Genomic DNA, 21,367 nt, shown 5'->3' with positions numbered 1-21,367 from the left:
AACCGCTCCCGGAGCCCCCAGCGGCAGAGTGCGTATCGCATTTATGCGCGTACTCGGTTCACACCCCGTGTGAACCCCGCACCCACTAGCCTGAGACCGACGAGCCCTTGGAGGGGCCCATGCAGCCCAACGCCCTGCTCGACGCCCTCCTCGCCGAGGCGGGCATGTCCCACGCCGGACTCGCCGCGCACGTGAACCAGGCGGGCCGCTCCCGCGGTCTCGCCCTGCGCTACGAACACACCGCCGTCACCCGGTGGTTGAAGGGCCAGCGGCCGCGCGGCCAGGTCCCCGACCTGATCTGCGAGGTGCTCGGCGGCCGGCTCCGCCGCCCGGTCTCCCTGGACGACGTCGGGTTCGGGGTCCCGGGCCAGCCCGCCGCCCCGCACTCCTCCCCGCTCCAGGGCTTCGTCGACCGGGCCGCCGCCCTGTGGCGCTCCGACCAGCAGGGGCGCTTCCCGCTGCTCACCACCGAGGCGGTCACCGGCACACCCGCGGTGATCCCCGTCTGGGAGTGGGAGAACCCGCCCGAGGACGCCGACGTGTCCCGCGACGGGCCGCTGCGGATCGGGCCGGAGCACATCGAGATCCTGCGGGCCGCCCGCGCCCACTACGAGCTGATGTACCGCCGGACCGGTGGGGTCGCCACCCGGGCCCGCATCGTCCGCTTCCTCGGCAGCGAGACCGCGCCCGTGCTGCGCGGCAGCTACCCCGACGCCCTGGGCCGCAGGCTGCACCGGGCCGCCGGATCCCTGGTCGCCGTCGCGGGGATCTGCGCGTACGACTCGGACGCCCACGGCCTCGCCCAGCGCTACTTCCACCAGGCGCTGCGGCTGGCCAAGGCCAGCGGCGACCGGGGGCTCGGCGCCTACGTCATCGCGCTGCTCGTCAACCAGTCCCTGCACCTGCGCGAACACCGCCAGGCAGTCGCCTTCGCCGAGGCCGCACTGCGCTCCGCCGGCCGGGACACCACCCCGGCGCTGACCGCCGACCTCTACGCGATGCAGGCCAAGGCGTACGCCCAACTCGGCGACCCGGCCGCAGCGTTGGCCTGCATCCGGCACGCCGAGGCGGCCGCCGAGCGGATCCGGCCCGGCTCGGAGCCGGACGAGACCGGGTACGTCCAGCCCGGGCTGGTCAACGTACAGGTGGCCGAAGCACTGCTGAGCCTCGGGGACCTCGACGCCGCGCACGAGCAGGCGACCGCCGCGGTCGGCACCCCGGCCCACGACCGCGGGCGGGTCCACCGGCTCGCGATGCTGTGCGAGATCCAGCTGCGCCAGGGGGAGGCGGACGGGGCGGTGGCCACGGCGGCCGAAATGGCCGAGCGGGCCAAGGGGATGGAGTCGCTGCGGCTGCGGGACCGGCTGCGGGCCGTGCGCGAGCAGCTGCTGAGCAGCGGCTGCCAGGGTGCCGAGGAGACGGCCCGGCTCATCGACGGGGCGCTGCGCGTTCCGCTGTGACCGGTGCGGCTGCTGCCATGTTGCCACCGACGATCCGGAAGGCGGCAGAACCGTGCAGTGGACGAACCTGAGTGAGCAGACCGTGTACAGGAACCGCTGGTTCGACGTGAACCGCGCCGATGTGGAACTCCCCGACGGCCGGCACCTGGACCACTTCGTGATCCGGCTGCGGCCGGTCGCGGCCGCCACCGCCGTCAACGAGGCGGACGAGGTGCTGCTGTTGTGGCGGCACCGCTTCATCACCGACAGCTGGGGCTGGGAACTGCCCGCGGGCGTGGTCGAGGACGGCGAGGACCTCGCTGGTGCGGCGGCCCGGGAGATGGAGGAGGAGTCGGGCTGGCGGCCCGGCCCGCTGCGCCCCCTGATGACCGTGGAGCCCTCCAACGGGCTGACCGACGCCCGCCACCACCTCTTCTGGGCGGAGGGGGCCACGTACGTCGGCCATCCCGAGGACGACTTCGAGTCCTCGCGGCGCGAGTGGGTGCCCTTGAAGCTCGTCCCGGAGATGATCGCCCGCGGCGAGGTTCCGGCCGCGAACACGGCGGCCGGGCTGCTCCTCCTGCACCATCTGCGCCTCGGCTGACCCCCGTCCCGCCCGGCGGCGACCACCCGGGCCGGTTCCTCCGGGGCGACCGCCGCGGCGGAACCGGCGCCGCGGGGCGCGGCCGGCAGCGGGCGGCTCAGGCGTAGGCGTAGAAGCCGGAGCCGGTCTTGCGGCCGAGGCGGCCCGCGTCGACCATCCGCTGGAGCAGCGGGGGAGCGGCGTACAGCGGCTCCTTGAACTCGGAGTACATCGAGTCGGCGATCGAGACGATCGTGTCCAGGCCGATCAGGTCGGAGAGCTTGAGCGGGCCCATCGGGTGGGCGCAGCCGAACTCCATGCCGTTGTCGATGTCCTCGCGGCTCGCGATGCCCGACTCGAACATCCGGATCGCGGACAGCAGGTACGGGACCAGCAGCGCGTTGACCACGAAGCCGGACCGGTCCTGGGCGCGGATCGCGTGCTTGCCCAGGACGCCCTGCACCAGGCCCTCGGCCCGCTTGATGGTCTCCTCGCTCGTGGTCAGCGCCGGGATCAGCTCGACGAGCTTCTGCACCGGGGCCGGGTTGAAGAAGTGGATGCCGATGACCTGGTCGGGCCGCGAGGTCGCCACGGCCAGCTTGACCAGCGGGATCGACGAGGTGTTCGACGCGAGGATGGCGTCGGGGCGGGTGATCACCTGGTCCAGGACCTGGAAGATCTCCGTCTTGACCTGCTCGTTCTCGACGACCGCCTCGATGACCAGGTCGCGGTCGGCGAACTCGCCGAGGTCGGTGGTGAAGGAGAGTCGGGCCAGGGTGGCGTCCCGCTCCTCCTCGCTGATCTTGCCGCGGGCGGCGGCCTTGGTCAGGGAGTTGTGCAGCCGGGTCCGCCCGAGTTCCAGGGCCTCGCCCGTGGTCTCGGCGACCTTCACGTCGAGACCGCTGCGGGCGCACACCTCGGCGATGCCGGCACCCATCTGGCCACAGCCCACTACGCCGACCCGTGTGATGTCGGAAGGGAGGTCAGTCACTTCGTGCCTTTCGCTGCTCCGTCGTCGGCGGGTCCCCCGTTGTCGTCAGTGGTCACTGCGATCCGGCGCCCGCCACGCCCCCCGACGTTACCCCCGATCTTGCCGGTGGTGACGGGCCGGGGCGGGCATGCTGGGCGCAGACAAGCGATGTCACGCAACGGAACGGAGTCGTCACATGGCGTACATCGGACGGCGGGGGCTGCTGGCGGGGGCCGCGGGGGCGTTCGCCGCCGCGGCGGCGGGCCCGGCGCGGGTGGCGGGAGCGACCGAGGCGGTGCGGGGTCGGCCGCCGGCGGCCCGGGCGGCCGCGCACGCGGAGGGGGCCGGGGCGGCGCCGGGGGCGGCGGGCCGCCGGGGCTCCCGGGGGGAGGCCGCCGCGGAGTTCCGCGGCATGTGGATCGCCGCCGTGGAGAACGTGGACTGGCCGTCCGCGGCCGGGCTGGATGCCGGGGAGCAGCGCGACGAACTGACCGCCCTCTTCGACGCCGCCGTCGGGCGGCGCCTGAACGCGGTGTTCCTCCAGGTCCGGCCCACCGCCGACGCGATGTGGCCCGCCGCCCGGGAGCCCTGGTCGCAGTGGCTGACGGGTCGACAGGGCACCGACCCGGGCTGGGACCCGCTCGGCACCGCCGTCGCCGAAGCCCATGCCCGGGGGCTCGAACTGCACGCCTGGTTCAACCCGTACCGGGTCGCCAACAACCACACCGACCCCACGCGCCTGGCCTCTTCTCACCCGGCGCGCCGCAATCCCGGCTGGACGGTGCCGTACGGCGGCAAGCTGTACTACAACCCGGGGCTGCCCGAGGTGCGGGCCTTCGTGCAGGAGGCCATGCTCGACGCCGTCTCCCGCTACGCCGTGGACGGGGTGCACTGGGACGACTACTTCTACCCGTACCCGGTCGAGGGGGAGTACTTCGACGACGACGACGCCTACGCGCGCCACGGCGCCGGCTTCGCCACCCGCGCCGACTGGCGCCGCTCCAACATCGACGCCCTGGTCCGGGAGATGTCCGAGCAGGTGCGGTCGGTGCGCCCGGCCGCCCGGTTCGGCATCAGCCCGTTCGCGGTCTGGCGCAACCGGGACCGGGATCCCCTCGGCTCGGACACCCAGTCCCTCGCCACGTACGACGACCTGTACGCCGACACCCGCACGTGGGTGCGGGAGGGCTGGATCGACTACGTCGTGCCGCAGGTCTACTGGCACATCGGCCACCCGACGGCCGACTACGCGAAGCTCGTCCCGTGGTGGGCGCAGACCGTCGCCGGGACGGACGTCGACCTGTACGTCGGGGAGGCGCTGTACCGCTGCGACCCCGACAGTGCGACGGCCGCCTGGCGCGACCCTGCCGAGCTGTCCCGGCACCTGTCCTTCACCCGCCGGTACGCCGAGGTCCGCGGCCACGTCTACTTCTCCGCGAAGCAGGTGGCCGCGGACCCCAATGGAGCGATGGCCAGGGTCGTCGCCGACCACTACCCGACGGCGGTGCCGCCCCGCTGAGGCGCCGGGCCGCCGGGCCGCCGCATCAGTGCCGGGGCTCCTCCGGGTGCTTCACCACGCAGTCGGGGCCCGGGGACATCAGGGCTTCGTGGCCGTCGGGGAAACGGACCCGGTAGGGCGGGCTGCCGTTCTCTCCCAGTACCTGAGTGATCTCGCCGACCTTGTCGTGCTGCCCCACGACTCTGCCGTGCTGCACCAGCTGGTCGCCTTCGGTCGCGCGCATAAGCTGACCTCCTCGGAGGCGGTCTCGATCCGGTGACGACAGTTTACGGCGAATTGTCCGGATTAAGCCCGCTGGGTCAGGGCGATGCAGACCAGCACTGCGCAAGCGGCCGCCGGAGCGGCGGGCGACAGCCGCTCACCCAGCAGGGCCACCGACCACACCAGGGTCAGCAGCGGTTGGGCCAACTGGAGCTGGCTGGCCCGCGGTGCGCCGATCTCCGCCATGCCCCGGTACCAGACGTACAGGCCCAGGAAGGTGGAGCCCGCGGCCGCCCACGCCAGCCCCGCCAGTGCGTGGGCGGTCAGTCGCACCGGCTCGTACGCCAGCCCCAGCGCGGAACCGGCGAGGGTGAGCGGGAGCGACAGCACCAGCGCCCAGCCGATGACCTGCCACCCCGGCATGGCGCGGGCCAGCCGTCCTCCCTCGGTGTATCCGGCGGCGCACGCCAGTAGCGCCCCGAACAGGAACCCGTCGCCGGCCGAGAGCGAGCCACCGCTCTCGGCCAGGGTGAAGACGAGGACGACGGCGGCCCCGGCGACGGCCGCGGCCCAGAACCGGCGCGAGGGCCGCACGTCGGTGCGCAGGGCGGACAGGGCCGCCGTGGTGAGCGGCAGCAGCCCGACCACGACGGCGGCGTGCGAGGTGGTGGAGGTGGTCAGCGCCAGGGTGGTGAGCAGCGGAAAGCCGACGACCACGCCTGCGACGACCACCGCCAGCCCCGCCCAGTGCTCGCGGGACGGCAGCGGGACCCGCCCGGCCAGCAGGAAGGCCCCCGCGATCAGTGCGGCGAGCACGCTGCGCACCGAGACGAAGCTCCAGGGGCCGAAGCCCTCCAGGCCCCAGGCGGTGGCGGGGAAGGTCAGCGAGAAGGCGACGACGCCGAGGGCGGCGAGCGCGGTGCCGGATGCGGTCCGGGCCCTGGCGTTGCCCGCGGTCCCGGTGGCCGCGCGGGCCGGAGCCGGGCGGGCGGGGGCCGGGCGGGCCGGAGCGTCGGCCCGGACGCCGGTCGGGGCGTCGGCCGTAGGGCTGTCCGGGGTTCCCACCGCTATCGAGGTGGCGGAGGTAGCGCTATTCTGTGCTCTCATGTATGAGCGTAGCAGTGTGGCGGAATTGGCAGATGCCCTGCGCTCCGAGTTGAACCGCTACTCGGTGGGTGGAAAGCTGCCGTCGAGTCGGGCCCTGGTGGAGCGTTTCCGGGTCAGTCCCGTCACCGTCTCCCGTGCCCTCGCCCAGCTCGCCGCCGAAGGCCTCGTGGTCACCCGGCCCGGCGCCGGCGCCTACCGGGCCCGCCCCCGCACGACCGAATCCGCGCCCGGCGACACCTCCTGGCAGGAGGTGGCCCTCAGCGCGGAGGGAGCCGGAGAGGTGGTCCCGCGCTCCGTGGACGCCTCCGGAGTGCTCAACTCCCTCGCGGCCCCGCCGACCGGGGTCATCGAGCTCAACGGCGGCTACCTGCACCCCTCGCTCCAGCCCGAGCGGGCCATGGCCGCCGCCCTGGCCCGGGCCGGACGGCGCCCCGGCGCCTGGGGGCGGCCGCCCGTGGAGGGGTTGCCCGAGCTGCGCGACTGGTTCGCCCGGGAGATCGGCGGCTCCGTCACCGCCGCCGACGTGCTGGTCACCGCGGGCGGGCAGAGCGCGCTGACCACCGCCGTGCGCGCGCTGGCCCCTCCGGGGGCGCCGATCCTGGTCGAGTCCCCGACCTACCCCGGGCTGCTGTCCATCGCCCGGGCTTCCGGGTGCCGGCCCGTGCCCGTCCCCGTCGACGCCGACGGGGTCCGGCCGGAGCTGCTGGCCACCGCCTTCGAAGCCACCGGGGCCCGGGTGTTCGTATGCCAGCCGCTGTTCCAGAACCCCACCGGCACGGTGCTGGCCACCGAACGGCGGACCGAAGTGCTGCGGATCGCCCGGGAGGCCGGCGCGTTCGTCGTGGAGGACGACTACGCCCGCGCCCTCGCCCACGAGGACGCCGCGCCGCTGCCCCCGACCCTGGCCGCCGAGGACCGGGACGGCGTCGTCGTGCACGTCCGCTCGCTGACCAAGATCACCTCGCCGAGCCTGCGGGTGGGCGCGCTCGCCGCCCGCGGCCCCGTCCTGGACCGGCTGCGGGCCATCCAGGTCGTGGACAGCTTCTTCGTACCGCGCCCGCTCCAGGAGGCCGCCCTCGAACTCGTCGGCGCCCCTGCCTGGCCGCGCCACCTGCGTACGGTCGCCGCCGAGCTGCGGCACCGGCGCGACGCCCTCGCCGGCGCGCTGCGCCGCGGGCTGCCCGGGCTGCAACTGCACCGGCTGCCGTCCGGCGGTTTCCAGCTGTGGGTCCGGCCCGGCGGGGAGGACGACGACCTGGCCTTCGCGGCCGCCGCCCTGCGAGCCGGCGTCGCGGTCACGCCCGGGCGTCCGTACTTCTGCGCGGAGCCGCCGGGGCCGTACGTACGGCTGAGCTTCGCCGGGGTCTCGGGCACGGCGGAACTGGGCGAGGCCGTGCAGCGGCTGCGCAGCGGGCTGGGGGAGGAGCGGGCGGGAACCGCCGGCGCGGAGGGCTGAACCGCCGGGCGCCCGCCCCTGCGGACACCTGCCCGTCGGAGGCCCGACCCGCCGGACGCTTGACCCGGTGCGGTGCGCGGCCCACCATCGCCGCATGAACGTTCGGGTTTCGCTCGTCGCCGCAGCCCGTGGCTCCTCGCTGCTCGCCGAGCGCTTCGACGACGACCGCCCGCCGGACGACGAGGGCTGGCGCGCCCTGTCCGCCGCCGCGCACGGGCTGGTGCCCCTGGGCGCCGCCGAACTGCGCTACTGCTCGCCCGGCCCGCGCAGCCGGGCCACCGGCCGGGCCCTCGGGTACGCGCCGCTCGCCCAACCCGCGCTGCGCGAGTGCGACATGGGTCGCTGGCGGGGCCTGACCCTGGGCGAGGTGGCCGCCCGTGAGCCCGGCGCGGTGGAGCTCTGGCTCAGCGACCCGCTCGCCGCCCCGCACGGCGGAGAATCCCTCCTCGCCTTCATCTCCCGCATCGGCGGCTGGCTCGACACCCGGCCCGCCGACGGCGGGGGCGCGATCGTCGCGGTCGCGGAGCCCTCCGTGGTGCGGGCGGCCCTGGTGTACGCGCTGCGGGTCGCCCCGCAGACGTACTGGAGCGTCGACGTCAGCCCGCTGTCCACCGTCACCCTGACCGGCTGGTCGGGGCACTGGCACCTCTCGCTCCAGGCCCCCGGGTAATCCGGTGGAGACGCCGCCGCACCGCCCCTAGCCTGCGCACATGAACGGAATCGAGATCACCACGATCGCCGGGCGCCCCGAACTCGCCGAGCGGCTGTACGACATGGAGGACTCGTGGCCCGAGTTCTCGGGCAACGACTCGCTCGCCTGGCTGCTGTACCCGCGGATCGTGGCGGAGCTGCCCGAGTACGTGCTGATCGCCCTGGACGGCGACACGGTGGTCGCCCGCGGGTTCAGCATGCCGTTCGCGCTGCACGCGCCCGGGCGGGACGGGGTGCTGCCCGCCCGCGGCTGGGACCAGGTCTTCCTGTGGGCCTTCTCCGACCTGCGGCGCGGGATCGAGCCCGACACGGTGAGCGCCATCGAGATCAGCGTCGCCAGCGGCCGACAGGGCGAGGGCCTGTCCGGGCGGATGCTGGCCGCGATGCGGGACAACGCCCGTGCCCGTGGCTTCGCCGAGGTGGTGGCCCCGGTCCGGCCGAGCGGCAAGCCGGCCGAACCCGACACCCCGATCCGGGAGTACGCGTACCGCACCCGCGAGGACGGCCTGCCCCACGACCCGTGGCTGCGCGTCCACGTCCGCGCCGGCGGGGTGATCGACTCGATCGCGCCGCTGTCGATGACGGTCACCGGATCCCTGGACGAGTGGCGCGCCTGGACGGGCCTGCCCTTCGACACGGCCGGGCCCGTGCACGTGCCCGGGGCCCTCACCCCGGTCCACTGCGACCCGGACCAGGGCTACGCGGCGTACGTGGAACCGAACGTGTGGGTCCGCCACGCCCTGACCTGACAGCCGGCCGGGAGGCCGTCCCGCCCGCCCGCCCGCCGGCCGGCCGGGGGCGCGGGTTGCACCCCGGCGGCGGCCGTCTCATAGTCCGAGTATGGACGCGCGCGAGGCCGCGCTCCGACGGGCACACGGCCATGCCGTGCGCTGGCTGGCGAGCCTGTCGGAGCGGCGGGTACCCGCCCGCGCTTCGGTCGACGAGGTCGTACGGGCGCTCGGTGCCGAGCTGCCCGAGGGCCCCGGCGTGCCCGCCGACGTCGTCGACCTGATGGCCGCGGCCTGCGAGCCGGGCCTGACCGCGTTTCCCAGCGGCCGCTTCCACGGGTTCGTGGTCGGCGGCACCGAACCGGCCGCGCTGGCCGCGGACTGGCTGGTCAGCGCCTGGGACCAGAACTGCGTGATGCGCGCCGCCTCGCCCGCCTACGCCGCGGCCGAGGACATCGCGAGCGCCTGGCTGCTCGACCTGCTGGGTCTGCCCGGGCGCAGCGCCGTGGGCTTCACCACCGGCGCGACCACCGCGAACTTCACCTGCCTCGCCGCCGGCCGGGACGCGGTGCTGCGGGACACCGGCTGGAACGCCGCCCGCGACGGGCTCGCCGGCGGCCCGCCCGTACGGGTCGTCGCCGGCGCCGACCGCCACATCGCCGTCGACCTGGCGCTGCGCTACCTGGGACTCGGCGCACCCGTCACCGTGCGGGCGGACGAGCAGGGGCGCATCGACCCCGAGGCCCTGTGCCACGCCCTGGCCGCGGGCGGGCCGGGCCCGACGATCGTGGTCCTCCAGGCCGGGGACATCCACTCCGGGGCGTTCGACCCCTTTCCCGCGGCGATCGGCGCCGCCCGCGCGGCGGACGCCTGGGTGCACGTCGACGGCGCCTTCGGACTGTGGGCGGCGGCCTCCCCGGCGCACGCGCACCTGACGGCCGGCTGCGCGTCCGCCGACTCCTGGGCGACGGACGCCCACAAGACCCTGAACGTCCCGTACGACTGCGGCCTCGCCGTCGTCCGCGACCCGTCCGCACTCCGGGCGGCGATGGGCCAGCGCGGCGACTACCTCATCCACGACGAGCAGGGCGACCCCGTCGACAAGGTCCCCGAGCTCTCCCGGCGCGGGAGGGCCTTCCCGGTCTGGGCCGTCCTGCGGTCCCTCGGCCGGTCAGGGGTGGCGGACCTCGTCGACCGGCTGTGCCGGCACGCCCGCACCTTCGCCGAGGGCATCGCCGGGATCGACGGCGCGACCGTCCTCAACGAGGTGGTGTTCACGCAGGTCTGCGCCTCGTTCGGCAGCGACGCCCGCACCGACCGGGTCCTCGCTCGGCTGCTGGACGAGGGCGACACCTGGATCAGCGGCTCCACCTGGCACGGCCGCCGCGTCATGCGGATCTCCGTGAGCAACTGGTCGACCAGCGACGAGGACGTGGCGCGCTCGCTCGACGCGATTCGCCGCGCCGTCACCTGCGCCTGACATGCTCCCCGGGCCGCCGCCCCGCACGGCCGCAGGTCAGCTGGCTGTGACCGGGGCGGGCGACGCACGCCGCATTGCATAAAAGTGCGGCGCTACGTATAGTCATGCCATCCAAGAGGAGGGTCCGATGGTGGTACGTGCAGCAGTGGCCGGAGCGAGCGGATACGCGGGCGGTGAGCTCCTGCGCCTGCTCCTGGCCCACCCCGAGGTGGAGATCGGCGCGCTCACCGGCCACTCCAACGCCGGCCAGCGCTTCGGCTCCCTGCAGCCCCACCTGGTCCCGCTCGCCGGACGCACCCTGGAGCCGACCACCCCCGAGGTCCTCGCCGGCCACGATGTGGTCTTCCTGGCCCTGCCCCACGGGCAGTCCGCCGCCGTCGCCGCCGAGCTCGGCCCCGACGTGCTCGTCGTCGACATGGGCGCCGACCACCGGCTGAAGGACTCCGCCGACTGGGACGCGTTCTACGGCGCCCCCCACGCCGGCACCTGGCCCTACGGGCTGCCCGAGCTGCCCGGGGGGCGCGCCGCGCTGGAGGGGGCCAAGCGCATCGCGGTCCCCGGCTGCTTCCCCACCGCCGTCTCCCTCGCCCTCTTCCCGGCCTACGCGGACCGGCTCGCCGAACCGGAAGCGGTGATCGTCGCCGCCAGCGGCACCTCCGGCGCGGGCAAGGCCCTCAAGCCGCACCTGCTCGGCTCCGAGGTCATGGGGTCGGTGAGCCCGTACGGCGTGGGCGGCGTCCACCGGCACACCCCCGAGATGGTGCAGAACCTGTCCCCGGTCGCCGGGCAGCGGGTCTCCGTCTCCTTCACCCCCACCCTCGCGCCCATGTCCCGCGGCATCCTCGCGACCTGCTCCGCCAAGGCCCTCCCCGGCACCACCGCCGAGGCGGTGCGCGCCGCGTACGAGAAGGCGTACGCGGACGAGCCCTTCGTCCACCTGCTGCCCGAGGGCCAGTGGCCGGCGACGGCGTCCGTTTACGGTTCCAACGCCGTTCAGGTCCAGGTCGCCCATGACGCAGCCGCGCAGCGGATCATCGCGATCAGCGCCATCGACAACCTCACCAAGGGCACCGCCGGCGGCGCGGTCCAGAGCATGAACATCGCCCTCGGGCTCCACGAGAGCCTGGGGCTGTCCACGATCGGAGTCGCACCGTGAGCGCCGTACCGAGCGCCCCAGACGCAGCCGCCGGGCTGCGGACGACGACGGAAGAAGCGAACGAGGAGACGCAGTGACGGTCACGGCAGCACAGGGGTTCACCGCGGCGGGCATCGCCGCGGGGATCAAGGAGAACGGCAACCCGGACCTCGCCCTCGTGGTCAACAACGGGCCCCGTCTGGCCGCGGCCGGCGTCTTCACCTCCAACCGCGTCAAGGCGGCCCCCGTCCGGTGGTCCGAGCAGGTCCTGCGCGGCGGCGCCGTCAGCGCGGTCGTCCTCAACTCGGGCGGCGCCAACGCCTGCACCGGCCCCAAGGGCTTCCAGGACACCCACGCCACCGCCGAGAAGGTCGCCCAGGCCCTCGGCGGCGAGCACAACGCCGGCGAGGTGGCCGTCGCCTCCACCGGCCTGATCGGCGTCCTGCTCCCCATGGACAAGCTGCTGCCCGGCGTGGACACCGCCGTCGCCGCCCTCTCCGCGGACGGCGGCGAGGCCGCCGCCGTCGCCATCAAGACCACCGACACCGTCCACAAGACCGCCGCGGTCACGCGGGAGGGCTGGACCGTCGGCGGCATGGCCAAGGGCGCCGGCATGCTCGCCCCGGGCCTCGCCACCATGCTCGTCGTCCTCACCACCGACGCCGACCTGGACAGCGCCACCCTCGACCGGGCCCTGCGCGCCGCCACCCGCAGCACCTTCGACCGGGTCGACTCCGACGGCTGCATGTCCACCAACGACACCGTGCTGCTGCTCGCCTCCGGCGCGTCCGGCACCGCGCCGGCGTACGAGGACTTCGCGGAGGCCGTGCGGACCGTCTGCGACGACCTCGCCCGCCAGCTGATCGGCGACGCCGAGGGCGCGAGCAAGGACATCCGCATCGAGGTCGTCGGCGCGGCCAGCGAGGACGACGCCGTCGAGGTCGGCCGGTCCATCGCCCGCAACAACCTCCTCAAGTGCGCCATCCACGGGGAGGACCCCAACTGGGGCCGGGTCCTCTCCGCCATCGGCACCACCCAGGCCGCCTTCGACCCCGACCGCCTCAACGTGGCCATCAACGGCGTGTGGGTCTGCAAGAACGGCTCCGTCGGCGAGGACCGCGACCTGGTCAGCATGAAGGACCGCGAGGTGCGCATCACCGCCGACCTGTCCAGCGGCAGCGAGTCCGCGGTGATCTGGGCCAACGACCTGACCGCCGAGTACGTCCACGAGAACAGCGCCTACAGCTCATGACCGGCACCGCGCGGAAGCACACCGCCCTCCCGAAGGCGCAGATCCTCATCGAAGCCCTGCCCTGGCTGACGCGCCACCACGGCAAGACGGTCGTCATCAAGTTCGGCGGCAACGCCATGGTGGACGACGAGCTCAAAGCCGCATTCGCACAGGACGTGGTCTTCCTCCGGCACGCCGGGCTCCGCCCGGTCGTCGTGCACGGCGGCGGCCCCCAGATCAACGCCCAGCTCGACAAGGAAGGCCTGGTCAGCGAGTTCAAGGCGGGCCTGCGCGTGACCACCCCGGAGGCCATGGACGTCGTCCGGATGGTGCTCGCGGGCCGGGTCCAGCGCGAGCTGGTGGGCCTGCTCAACCAGCACGGCCCGCTCGCCGTCGGCATGACCGGCGAGGACGCCCAGACCATCTCCGCGGTCCGACACATGCCCCAGATCGACGGGGAGCAGGTGGACATCGGCCGGGTCGGCGAGATCACCGCCATCGACACCGGCGCCATCGAGGCCCTGCTCGCCGACGGACGGATCCCGGTCATCTCGTCCATCGCGCGCAGCGCCGACGACGGGCACGTCTACAACGTCAACGCCGACACCGCCGCCGCCGCGCTCGCCGCCGCGCTCGGAGCCGAGACGCTCATGGTCCTCACCGACGTCGAGGGCCTGTACGCCGACTGGCCCCACAGCGACGAGGTGATCAGCCGGCTCACCGTCAGCCAGCTGGAGAAGCTGCTGCCCGAGCTGTCCAGCGGCATGGTCCCCAAGATGGAGGGCTGCCTGCACGCCGTACGCAACGGGGTGCGCACCGCCAGGGTGATCGACGGGCGCGTCCAGCACTCGATCCTGCTGGAGATCTTCACCGACGAGGGGATCGGCACGATGGTCGTGCCGGACCCGCAGGAGTCCACCACCCGGGGAGGGAAGCAGTCGTGACCGCCAATCAGGAGTACGCGGCCCGCTGGCGGGCCACGCTGACGAACAACTACGGCACGCCCGCCGTGGCCCTCGTCCGCGGCGAGGGCGCCCAGGTCTGGGACGCCGACGGCAAGCAGTACACCGACCTCGTCGGCGGCATCGCCGTCAACGCCCTCGGCCACGCCCACCCCGCGATCGTCGCCGCCGTGACCGCCCAGGTCTCCACCCTCGGCCACGTCTCCAACCTCTACGCCTCCGAGCCCGCCCTCGCCCTCGGCGAGCGGCTGCTCCAGCTCTTCGGCCGCCCCGGCCGGATCTTCTTCTGCAACTCCGGTGCCGAGGCCCTCGAAGCCGCCTTCAAGATCGGCCGACTGACCGGGCGGACCCACATGGTCGCCACCTCGGGCGGTTTCCACGGCCGCACCATGGGCGCCCTCGCGCTCACCGGCCAGCCCGCCAAGCAGCGCCCGTTCCTGCCGCTGCCCGGCGACGTCACCCACGTCCCGTACGGTGACGCCGAGGCCCTGCGGGCCGCCGTCACCGAGGAGACCGCGCTCGTCGTCATCGAGCCGGTCCAGGGCGAGAACGGCGTCGTCGTACCGCCCGCCGGCTACCTCAAGGCAGCCCGGGAGATCACCCGCGCCACCGGCACCCTCCTCGTCCTCGACGAGGTGCAGACCGGCATCGGGCGCTGCGGCCACTGGTTCGAGCACCAGGCCCACGAGGGCGTCGAACCCGACCTCGTCACCCTCGCGAAGGGGCTGGGCGGCGGCCTGCCCATCGGCGCCGTCGCCGCCTTCGGTCCGGCCGCGGACCTCCTGCAGCCCGGCCAGCACGGCACCACCTTCGGCGGGAACCCCGTCGCCTGCGCCGCCGGCCTGGCCGTCCTCGACACCATCGCCACCGACGGACTCCTCGACCGGGTCAAGGCCCGCGGCGAGCAGCTGCGCTCCGGAATCGAGGGCCTCGGCGGCGGCGAGGGCCACCCGCTGGTCTCCCATGTCCGTGGCGAGGGCCTTCTCCTGGGTATCGTGCTGACCGGGCCGTACGCACCGCAGGTGCAGCAGGCGGCCCAGGACGCCGGCTTCCTGGTCAACGCGCCCGCCCCCGACGTCGTACGGCTCATGCCCCCGTACGTGCTCACCGAGGCCGAGGCGGACGCGTTCGTCCGGGGCCTGCCCGGCATCCTCGACGCAGCCAACGGGGACGGACGAACCGGGGAATGAGAAGACGATGAGCCAGGCGCAGGACAACGAGCAGTGGGCGTCCCCCCACGCGGAGACCGGGGGCGGTCCTTCCGTTCCCCAGACCCGCACCGCCCGCCACCGCCGGATCGTGGACATCCTGAACCGGCAGCCGGTCCGCTCCCAGAGCCAGCTGGCCAAACTCCTCGCGGACGACGGACTGAGCGTCACCCAGGCGACGCTCTCCCGCGACCTCGACGAGCTGGGCGCGGTGAAGATCCGCAACACCGGCGGCGAGCTGATCTACGCGGTGCCCAGCGAGGGCGGCTTCCGCACCCCGCAGGCCCCGCTCGGTGAGTCGGCGAAGGAGGAGCGCATGCGGCGCCTCTCCGGCGAACTGCTGATCTCGGCGGAGGCCTCCGCGAACCTCGTCGTCCTGCGCACCCCGCCGGGTGCCGCGCAGTTCCTCGCCTCGGCGATCGACCAGGCAGAACTGCACGCCGTCCTCGGCACCATCGCCGGCGACGACACGCTGATGCTCATCAGCCGTGATCCGGCGGGCGGCCAGGCCCTCGCCGACCACCTCCTGCGCCTGGCCCAGAAGGAAGGCTGACGGATCCGGGCCCGCGGGACCGCCCGATCGGTTCCGCGGGCGCGGGCGGCCGTCAGTAGCGGGTGATCGCCAGGTCGCCCGTCTGCGTGCCGATCGCGATGTGCGGGCTGCGGCGGGGGTCGGCCCAGCGGAGGATCGCGCGCATCGCCTCCGCCGGGACCGACACGCAACCCGCCGTCGCCCCCTTGCCGTTGACGTGCAGGAAGATGCCCGCCCCGCGGCCGCGGACCGGCTGGTCGTAGTTGAAGGCGATGACCAGCGCATGGGCGTACTGCCGTGCGTACGTCACCAAGTGCTCGGACTCGCCGGGCGCGCAGTCCGCCGGCAGCGGTTCCACCCAGCGGTTGTAACTGGTCGACGCGATGTCCTGGCACCACCAGGAGGTGCGCGTCACCCGCCGGTAGGTGTACTCGGTCCCGGCCGGGGCCCGGCGGATGCCGAAGGCGTACGGGAGGGCGTACAGGCCGGTCGGGGTGGTGTTGGTGCCCTGGACCCGGGTCGTGCCCTCCGTCAGGCCCTTCGCCCCGAACCGGGCCTCGGCGCTGCCCTTCGCGATCCAGTGCCCTGCCAGCCGCTCCCACCAGACCACCCGACCGGTGGTGGAGCCGGGCGACGGCGCGACGGCGGTGATGAGCTGGCTGCCGCCGCCGGTGTCGGCTAGCTGGTCGGGCAGTGGCGGACTGTCGTGGGGGAGGAGGGTGGTGAGGATCAGTGAGCCGGTGACGAGAGCGGTACGCAGCACATCTCAGACGGTACGCGGGGGGAGGGGCAAGGGCAGCGCAGGCAGGCCGTCGACACTCACCCCGACGTACTCCTTCCGCTCGCAGTACGCGGCGAACTCCTCGTCCGTCTGGCGTCCGAAGTACTCCGCATGGAGCTCGCGCTCGCCCTTGTACTCCATAAAGGGAACGGCGAACCCGCAGGAGTCGGAGACCCGCAGCACGTGCACGACGACGACCGCCCGCGCGCCCGGTCCGTCGGCCTGCGCGAACCGCCCGATCAGCTCGCCCCAGCGGGGGTCGTCGCGGAAGACGGCCTCGGCCCGGCCGTGCACCCGCACGATGGTGGGGCGGCCGTCGAACGAGCACCACATCAGGGTGATCCGGCCGTTCTCCCGGACGTGGGCGATGGTCTCGGCGGCGCTGCCGCCGAAGTCGAGGTAGGCGAGCGTCAGTTCGTCGATGACGACGAGGGTTCCCTTGCGGCCCTTGGGGGACAGGTTGACGTGGCCGTCCGCCGCCAGCGGGGCCGTCGCGGTGAAGAAGACCGGCTGCTCCTCGATGAAGGTGCGCAGCCGGCCGTCTATGCGTTCGTAGAGCTTTCCCATGAGAGCATTATTCGGCCCGAACGTCAGTTTCGGGAGCGGGAGTCGGGCCGGCCGGGCCCAGGCGGGCGCGCCGGGCCGCCAGTTCGTCCGCGCTGAACAGGTGTGCGGACCTGCGCAGCAGCGCGGTGAGCTCCGCCGCGTCCGCCTCCCCCGTGAACAGGCTGAGCTGCCAGTCCCAGCCGCGTACGGTCACCCGTGCGAGCCCGCGCAGCTTCGGGTCCCAGTCCGAGGACAAGAGCACGGCGGCCCGCAGCGCCTCGATCCCGCCCCGCGCCCGCAGCAGCCGGAACGCCGCGCGGCGGACGTGCAGGCCTTCCTGACGGCCACAGCGGGCGGCCAGCGGGCCCGGGTCCAGCCGGCCGGCCGACGGCAGCAGGGCCAGACAGGCCTCGCGGGCCACGGACGGGGCCGGGTCGTCCAGCAGTGCGAGCAGGGCCGAGTCGTCGGGGGTGGCGTCCAGCTGCCGCAGCCCTGCCAGCGCGGCGGCGCGCACCCGGCCGACGGGGTGCCCCAGCAGCTCCCGCAGCAGCGGCACGTCGGCGCGGCGGCCGCATTCGGCGAGGCCGGCCACCGCGTACGGGGACGGGCCGGCCGGATCCGTGGCGAGCCAGCGGTAGCGGGCCTGGGGGTCGCCGCCGTCCTGGCCGACGAGCCAGCGCGCGCAGGCCCGGACCAGGCAGGAGCGGTCGGCGAGGTAGCGCTCGGCCTCGGCCGACCGTCCGGCCGCGCGCAGGGCGGTGACCCCGGCCGAGCGCACCATGGGGACGGGGCTGCCGAGCAGGGCGTCGATCGCCGCATCGGCGGCCGCCGCGGCGCCAGCCGCGCGGTTCGCTGCCGCCAGTGCCTCCAGGGCGGCGTCGGCCCACAGGCGGGCCGTCGCCGGATCGCGTTCGGCCCCGGCGTGCCGGGCGAGCTCCGGCAGGGCCGTGCCGCCGCGGGCGAGGCTGACGCGGGCGGCGAAGCGCCGGGTCGGCAGATGCGCCTTGAGGTGCAGCCCGGCCAGTATCCCGTCGGCCTCCTCACGGGAGGGCGGGCCCGTGACCAGGCCGACCGGCCACCACTGCCGGAGGCGGGGCTCCCGGGCGTGCAGGGCGCATTCGAACAGCTCCACCGCCCAGGCTCCCTGCTCCCGCCCGGCGAGTCGCAGGACGAGCGGGATCGCGGTGAAGACGGTGTACGGGGCGTCGGCGGCCAGAGCCTGCACCAGCGCGCGGCGGGCCCGTGCGCGCACCTGCGGGACCCAGTCGGTGCAGCGGATCACCACGAGCGGCAGCGGCAGCGGCAGCGGCAGCGGCGTGTGCGTCGTGCCGAGCGCCGCCTCCCGCTCCCGGCCGTCGGGGTGGCACAGGCGCAGCTCCAGCGGCGTCACCACGGGCGTGGGCGCCCGGCGCGGCATCCCGAAGCGCGGCCGCGGCGGCGTGCCCGGCTCGCCCCGGCCGGCCAGCACGCCCCGTACGTGTTCGTCGAAGGCCAGCCAGCTCTCCGGGCCGCCGTGCGCCAGCACCCCGCCGACCGGGACCGTGCCGCCGTCCAGCAGCTGCCGCGCGGCCGCGCGTCCCGCCTCCGCGTCCCGCCGCCGCTCCGTTCCCATGGGCCCTCCCCGGTCCGCCCCGGCGGCGCAGTGCGCCGCTCGACATCGGGAGCGTAGCCGCCGTGATGCAGCGGGCGCCGCCGATATATCCGCTGGTCAGGCGCGCGCCACACCGGCCGATTGACGAAACATACGGAGCAGTGCATAGTTATGCCCATCGCTGGATTGCACCGTAAGGAGAAACCCGTGACCGAGCGCGTCGTACTCGCCTACTCGGGCGGCCTGGACACCTCCGTCGCCATCGGTTGGATCGCCGAGGAGACGGGCGCCGAGGTCATCGCCGTTGCCGTGGACGTCGGCCAGGGCGGCGAGGACCTGGACGTCATCCGCAAGCGCGCGCTCGACTGCGGTGCCGTCGAGGCCGAGGTCGCGGACGCCAAGGACGAGTTCGCCAACGAGTACTGCCTCCCGGCCATCAAGGCGAACGCCCTCTACATGGACCGCTACCCGCTGGTCTCGGCGCTCTCCCGCCCCACCATCGTCAAGCACCTGGTCGCCGCCGCGAAGAAGCACGGCGCCGGCATCGTCGCCCACGGCTGCACCGGCAAGGGCAACGACCAGGTCCGCTTCGAGGCCGGCATCCAGGCCCTCGGTCCCGACCTGAAGTGCATCGCCCCGGTCCGCGACTACGCGATGACCCGGGACAAGGCCATCGCCTTCTGCGAGGCGAAGAACCTCCCGATCGCGACCACCAAGAAGTCCCCGTACTCCATCGACCAGAACGTCTTCGGTCGCGCCGTCGAGACGGGCTTCCTGGAGGACATCTGGAACGCGCCCATCGAGGACATCTACGAGTACACCTCCAACCCGGCCACCCCGCGTGAGCCCGACGAGGTCGTCATCTCCTTCAAGGAGGGCGTCCCGGTCGCCATCGACGGCAGGCCCGTCACCGTGCTCCAGGCCATCCAGCAGCTCAACGAGCGGGCCGGCGCCCAGGGCATCGGCCGGATCGACATGGTCGAGGACCGCCTCGTCGGCATCAAGTCCCGCGAGGTCTACGAGGCCCCGGGCGCGATCGCGCTCATCACCGCCCACCAGGAGCTGGAGAACGTCACCGTCGAGCGCGAGCTCGCCCGGTACAAGCGGCAGGTCGAGCAGCGCTGGGGCGAGCTCGTCTACGACGGCCTGTGGTTCTCCCCGCTCAAGCGGGCCCTGGACGGCTTCATCAACGAGGCCAACCAGCACGTCACCGGTGACATCCGGATGACCCTGCACGGCGGCCGCGCCGTCGTCACCGGCCGGAAGTCGGAGGAGTCCCTCTACGACTTCAACCTCGCCACCTACGACACCGGCGACACCTTCGACCAGTCCAAGGCCCAGGGCTTCATCGACATCTTCGCCCTCTCCGCGAAGATCGCCGCGCGCCGCGATCTGGCCGGCGGAGCCTGACGTCGCCCCGGGCTGACCCCGGCGCCCGCGGCGCGGGCGGACCCGTGACGGCCTCCCCGTTACCTCCGCGGCGGGGAGGCCGTTCCATACCCGAAGCCATGCAGTGATCGAGGAGCATCAGCAGTGAGCAGCAACAACGGTGACGTCCGGCTCTGGGGCGGCCGGTTCGCCGACGGCCCCGCCGAGGCCCTGGCGAAGCTTTCCGCCTCCGTCCACTTCGACTGGCGCCTCGCCCCGTACGACATCGCCGGCTCCCGCGCCCACGCCCGCGTGCTCCACAAGGCCGGGCTGCTCACCGCCGACGAGCTCGACCGCATGATCGCGGGCCTGGACCGGCTGGAGGCCGACGTCGCCGACGGCTCCTTCACCGGCACCATCGCCGACGAGGACGTGCACACCGCCCTGGAGCGCGGCCTGCTGGAGCGGCTCGGCGCCGATCTCGGCGGCAAGCTGCGCGCCGGCCGGTCCCGCAACGACCAGGTGGCCACCCTCTTCCGGATGTACCTGCGCGACCACGCCCGGATCATCGGCGGTCTCATCGCCGACCTCCAGGACGCGCTGATCGGCCTCGCCGAGACGCACCCGGACGTGGCCATGCCCGGCCGCACCCACCTCCAGCACGCCCAGCCGGTGCTCTTCGCGCACCACGTGCTCGCCCACGTCCAGTCCCTGTCCCGGGACGCCGAGCGGCTGCGCCAGTGGGACACCCGGACCGCGGTCTCCCCGTACGGCTCGGGCGCACTGGCCGGCTCCTCGCTGGGCCTGGACCCGGAGGCGGTCGCCGCCGACCTGGGCTTCGAGCGGGGCTCGGTCGGCAACTCGATCGACGGCACGGCCTCCCGCGACTTCGTCGCCGAGTTCGCCTTCATCACCGCCATGATCGGGATCAACCTGTCCCGGATCGCGGAGGAGATCATCATCTGGAACACGAAGGAGTTCTCCTTCGTGACCCTGCACGACGCCTTCTCCACCGGCTCGTCGATCATGCCGCAGAAGAAGAACCCGGACATCGCCGAGCTGGCCCGCGGCAAGTCCGGCCGCCTCATCGGCAACCTGACCGGCCTGCTCGCCACCCTCAAGGCCCTCCCGCTCGCCTACAACCGGGACCTGCAGGAGGACAAGGAGCCGGTCTTCGACTCCTGCGACACCCTGGAGGTCCTGCTCCCCGCCTTCACCGGCATGATGGCCACCCTCACCGTCAACCGGGAGCGCATGGAGGAGCTGGCGCCGGCCGGCTTCTCCCTCGCCACGGACATCGCGGAGTGGCTGGTCAAGCAGGGCGTGCCGTTCCGGGTGGCGCACGAGGTGGCCGGCGAGTGCGTCAAGGAGTGCGAGGCGCTCGGCATCGAGCTCGACGAGCTGACCGACGAGCAGTTCGCGAAGATCTCCGCGCACCTGACGCCCGAGGTGCGGACGGTGTTGAACGTCACCGGTGCGCTCGCCTCGCGCAGCGGCCGCGGTGGCACGGCCCCCTCGGCGGTGGCGCTCCAGCTCACCGAGCTGAAGGCGGACCTCGTGATCCAGCACGCCTGGGCCGTGCACAAGCAGTAGCCCGCCCCCGGCAGCCGTAGCCGTACGCTGCCGCCCCCGAACGCCCGCGGCCCTGCGGCCCGCACCCCCGACGGCCTCGAGGCCCCCGGGGCATGTACGTCCGCACGCCGCGGGATGACCGGAGGGGGGGGGGGGGGGGGGGCGCGCGCCCCCCCCCCCCCCCCCCCCCCCCGCCCCCCCCCCCCCCGCCCCCCCCCCCCCCCCCCCCCGCCCGGCGGCGCCGCGC

The 21,367-nt window shown here is 74.0% G+C and carries 20 protein-coding genes; 14 read left to right on the top strand and 6 right to left on the bottom strand.

The window, feature by feature from the left end; all coding sequences use genetic code 11:
* Positions 1-119 precede the first annotated feature (119 nt).
* Both ACFVGY_RS23705 and ACFVGY_RS23700 read left to right on the top strand, forming a co-directional pair.
* Positions 120-1,460, top strand: a complete 1,341-nt coding sequence (locus ACFVGY_RS23705; RefSeq protein WP_385680482.1) for a tetratricopeptide repeat protein — start codon at positions 120-122, stop codon at positions 1,458-1,460.
* A 52-nt stretch (positions 1,461-1,512) separates the two neighbouring features.
* Positions 1,513-2,043: an NUDIX hydrolase gene (locus tag ACFVGY_RS23700; RefSeq protein WP_385680480.1), complete on the top strand. Its 531-nt coding sequence runs from the start codon at positions 1,513-1,515 to the stop codon at positions 2,041-2,043.
* Between the two features lie 97 nt (positions 2,044-2,140).
* On the opposite strand, the gene ACFVGY_RS23695 is transcribed toward ACFVGY_RS23700, so the two are convergent.
* The gene (locus ACFVGY_RS23695) at positions 2,141-3,013 is read right to left on the bottom strand and encodes a 3-hydroxybutyryl-CoA dehydrogenase (protein ID WP_385680476.1); all 873 of its coding nucleotides are present in this window, start codon (positions 3,011-3,013) and stop codon (positions 2,141-2,143) included.
* Positions 3,014-3,188: 175 nt separating this feature from the next.
* Between ACFVGY_RS23695 and ACFVGY_RS23690 the strand changes: the two genes are divergently transcribed.
* On the top strand, positions 3,189-4,511 hold the full coding sequence (locus ACFVGY_RS23690; RefSeq protein ID WP_385680475.1) for a glycoside hydrolase family 10 protein: 1,323 nt from the start codon (positions 3,189-3,191) through the stop codon (positions 4,509-4,511).
* A gap of 25 nt (positions 4,512-4,536) precedes the next feature.
* Here ACFVGY_RS23690 and ACFVGY_RS23685 read toward each other — a convergent pair whose 3' ends face one another.
* Together ACFVGY_RS23685 and ACFVGY_RS23680 are read right to left on the bottom strand one after the other, a co-directional pair.
* Positions 4,537-4,734 (bottom strand): DUF1918 domain-containing protein, encoded by a 198-nt coding sequence (locus ACFVGY_RS23685; protein WP_385424709.1) that lies wholly within the window; start codon positions 4,732-4,734, stop codon positions 4,537-4,539.
* Between the two features lie 62 nt (positions 4,735-4,796).
* Positions 4,797-5,819 (bottom strand): DMT family transporter, encoded by a 1,023-nt coding sequence (locus ACFVGY_RS23680; RefSeq protein ID WP_385680473.1) that lies wholly within the window; start codon positions 5,817-5,819, stop codon positions 4,797-4,799.
* On the opposite strand from ACFVGY_RS23680, the gene ACFVGY_RS23675 reads away from it, so the two are divergent.
* The 9 genes from ACFVGY_RS23675 to ACFVGY_RS23635 all read left to right on the top strand — a co-directional run bounded on the left by ACFVGY_RS23675 (position 5,818) and on the right by ACFVGY_RS23635 (position 15,283).
* Complete coding sequence (locus tag ACFVGY_RS23675) at positions 5,818-7,275, top strand: PLP-dependent aminotransferase family protein (protein WP_385680471.1); 1,458 nt, start codon at positions 5,818-5,820, stop codon at positions 7,273-7,275. The two genes, ACFVGY_RS23680 and ACFVGY_RS23675, sit on opposite strands and share 2 nt — an antisense overlap.
* A gap of 94 nt (positions 7,276-7,369) precedes the next feature.
* Complete coding sequence (locus tag ACFVGY_RS23670; RefSeq protein ID WP_385680469.1) at positions 7,370-7,945, top strand: histidine phosphatase family protein; 576 nt, start codon at positions 7,370-7,372, stop codon at positions 7,943-7,945.
* Positions 7,946-7,985: 40 nt separating this feature from the next.
* On the top strand, positions 7,986-8,735 hold the full coding sequence (locus tag ACFVGY_RS23665) for an N-acetyltransferase (RefSeq protein ID WP_385680467.1): 750 nt from the start codon (positions 7,986-7,988) through the stop codon (positions 8,733-8,735).
* Positions 8,736-8,826: 91 nt separating this feature from the next.
* The gene (locus ACFVGY_RS23660) at positions 8,827-10,194 is read left to right on the top strand and encodes a pyridoxal phosphate-dependent decarboxylase family protein (protein WP_385680466.1); all 1,368 of its coding nucleotides are present in this window, start codon (positions 8,827-8,829) and stop codon (positions 10,192-10,194) included.
* 127 nt (positions 10,195-10,321) lie between these two features.
* Positions 10,322-11,350 (top strand): N-acetyl-gamma-glutamyl-phosphate reductase, encoded by a 1,029-nt coding sequence (argC, locus tag ACFVGY_RS23655; RefSeq protein ID WP_385680465.1) that lies wholly within the window; start codon positions 10,322-10,324, stop codon positions 11,348-11,350.
* A gap of 73 nt (positions 11,351-11,423) precedes the next feature.
* Positions 11,424-12,581, top strand: coding sequence for a bifunctional glutamate N-acetyltransferase/amino-acid acetyltransferase ArgJ (gene argJ / locus ACFVGY_RS23650; protein WP_385680463.1), 1,158 nt, complete (start codon positions 11,424-11,426; stop codon positions 12,579-12,581).
* Positions 12,578-13,504, top strand: coding sequence for an acetylglutamate kinase (gene argB, locus ACFVGY_RS23645; protein WP_385680461.1), 927 nt, complete (start codon positions 12,578-12,580; stop codon positions 13,502-13,504). Before argJ ends, argB begins: the two co-directional genes overlap by 4 nt.
* Complete coding sequence (locus tag ACFVGY_RS23640; RefSeq protein WP_385680459.1) at positions 13,501-14,712, top strand: acetylornithine transaminase; 1,212 nt, start codon at positions 13,501-13,503, stop codon at positions 14,710-14,712. The genes argB and ACFVGY_RS23640 overlap by 4 nt, the downstream gene beginning before the upstream one ends.
* 7 nt (positions 14,713-14,719) lie before the next feature.
* On the top strand, positions 14,720-15,283 hold the full coding sequence (locus ACFVGY_RS23635; RefSeq protein ID WP_385680457.1) for an arginine repressor: 564 nt from the start codon (positions 14,720-14,722) through the stop codon (positions 15,281-15,283).
* A gap of 52 nt (positions 15,284-15,335) precedes the next feature.
* On the opposite strand, the gene ACFVGY_RS23630 is transcribed toward ACFVGY_RS23635, so the two are convergent.
* The 3 genes from ACFVGY_RS23630 to ACFVGY_RS23620 are packed head-to-tail and all read right to left on the bottom strand — an operon-like array spanning position 15,336 to position 18,201.
* On the bottom strand, positions 15,336-16,022 hold the full coding sequence (locus ACFVGY_RS23630) for a L,D-transpeptidase (protein ID WP_385680502.1): 687 nt from the start codon (positions 16,020-16,022) through the stop codon (positions 15,336-15,338).
* A gap of 6 nt (positions 16,023-16,028) precedes the next feature.
* The gene (locus ACFVGY_RS23625; RefSeq protein ID WP_385680455.1) at positions 16,029-16,610 is read right to left on the bottom strand and encodes a pyridoxamine 5'-phosphate oxidase family protein; all 582 of its coding nucleotides are present in this window, start codon (positions 16,608-16,610) and stop codon (positions 16,029-16,031) included.
* Between the two features lie 7 nt (positions 16,611-16,617).
* Positions 16,618-18,201, bottom strand: coding sequence for a HEAT repeat domain-containing protein (locus tag ACFVGY_RS23620; RefSeq protein WP_385680453.1), 1,584 nt, complete (start codon positions 18,199-18,201; stop codon positions 16,618-16,620).
* Between the two features lie 186 nt (positions 18,202-18,387).
* Here ACFVGY_RS23620 and ACFVGY_RS23615 point away from each other — a divergent pair, with 186 nt between their 5' ends.
* Complete coding sequence (locus tag ACFVGY_RS23615) at positions 18,388-19,590, top strand: argininosuccinate synthase (protein WP_385680451.1); 1,203 nt, start codon at positions 18,388-18,390, stop codon at positions 19,588-19,590.
* A gap of 123 nt (positions 19,591-19,713) precedes the next feature.
* The gene (gene argH / locus ACFVGY_RS23610; RefSeq protein WP_385680449.1) at positions 19,714-21,141 is read left to right on the top strand and encodes an argininosuccinate lyase; all 1,428 of its coding nucleotides are present in this window, start codon (positions 19,714-19,716) and stop codon (positions 21,139-21,141) included.
* Positions 21,142-21,367 lie beyond the last annotated feature (226 nt).

This window comes from Streptomyces sp. NPDC127106 (genome assembly GCF_042677605.1).
Lineage (GTDB): Bacteria > Actinomycetota > Actinomycetes > Streptomycetales > Streptomycetaceae > Streptomyces.
This window is presented reverse-complemented; position numbering and strand designations above follow the sequence as displayed.

Excerpts from the sequence above, each read along its gene's own strand:
- ACFVGY_RS23660 (WP_385680466.1), top strand. The coding sequence starts at position 8,827 with ATGGACGCGCGCGAGGCCGCGCTCCGACGGGCACACGGCCATGCCGTG.
- ACFVGY_RS23625 (WP_385680455.1), bottom strand. The coding sequence starts at position 16,610 with ATGGGAAAGCTCTACGAACGCATAGACGGCCGGCTGCGCACCTTCATC.
- ACFVGY_RS23635 (WP_385680457.1), top strand. The coding sequence starts at position 14,720 with ATGAGCCAGGCGCAGGACAACGAGCAGTGGGCGTCCCCCCACGCGGAG.
- ACFVGY_RS23665 (WP_385680467.1), top strand. The coding sequence starts at position 7,986 with ATGAACGGAATCGAGATCACCACGATCGCCGGGCGCCCCGAACTCGCC.
- ACFVGY_RS23670 (WP_385680469.1), top strand. The coding sequence starts at position 7,370 with ATGAACGTTCGGGTTTCGCTCGTCGCCGCAGCCCGTGGCTCCTCGCTG.
- ACFVGY_RS23680 (WP_385680473.1), bottom strand. The coding sequence starts at position 5,819 with ATGAGAGCACAGAATAGCGCTACCTCCGCCACCTCGATAGCGGTGGGA.
- argC (WP_385680465.1), top strand. The coding sequence starts at position 10,322 with ATGGTGGTACGTGCAGCAGTGGCCGGAGCGAGCGGATACGCGGGCGGT.
- ACFVGY_RS23705 (WP_385680482.1), top strand. The coding sequence starts at position 120 with ATGCAGCCCAACGCCCTGCTCGACGCCCTCCTCGCCGAGGCGGGCATG.
- ACFVGY_RS23620 (WP_385680453.1), bottom strand. The coding sequence starts at position 18,201 with ATGGGAACGGAGCGGCGGCGGGACGCGGAGGCGGGACGCGCGGCCGCG.
- argB (WP_385680461.1), top strand. The coding sequence starts at position 12,578 with ATGACCGGCACCGCGCGGAAGCACACCGCCCTCCCGAAGGCGCAGATC.
- ACFVGY_RS23685 (WP_385424709.1), bottom strand. The coding sequence starts at position 4,734 with ATGCGCGCGACCGAAGGCGACCAGCTGGTGCAGCACGGCAGAGTCGTG.
- ACFVGY_RS23690 (WP_385680475.1), top strand. The coding sequence starts at position 3,189 with ATGGCGTACATCGGACGGCGGGGGCTGCTGGCGGGGGCCGCGGGGGCG.
- ACFVGY_RS23675 (WP_385680471.1), top strand. The coding sequence starts at position 5,818 with ATGTATGAGCGTAGCAGTGTGGCGGAATTGGCAGATGCCCTGCGCTCC.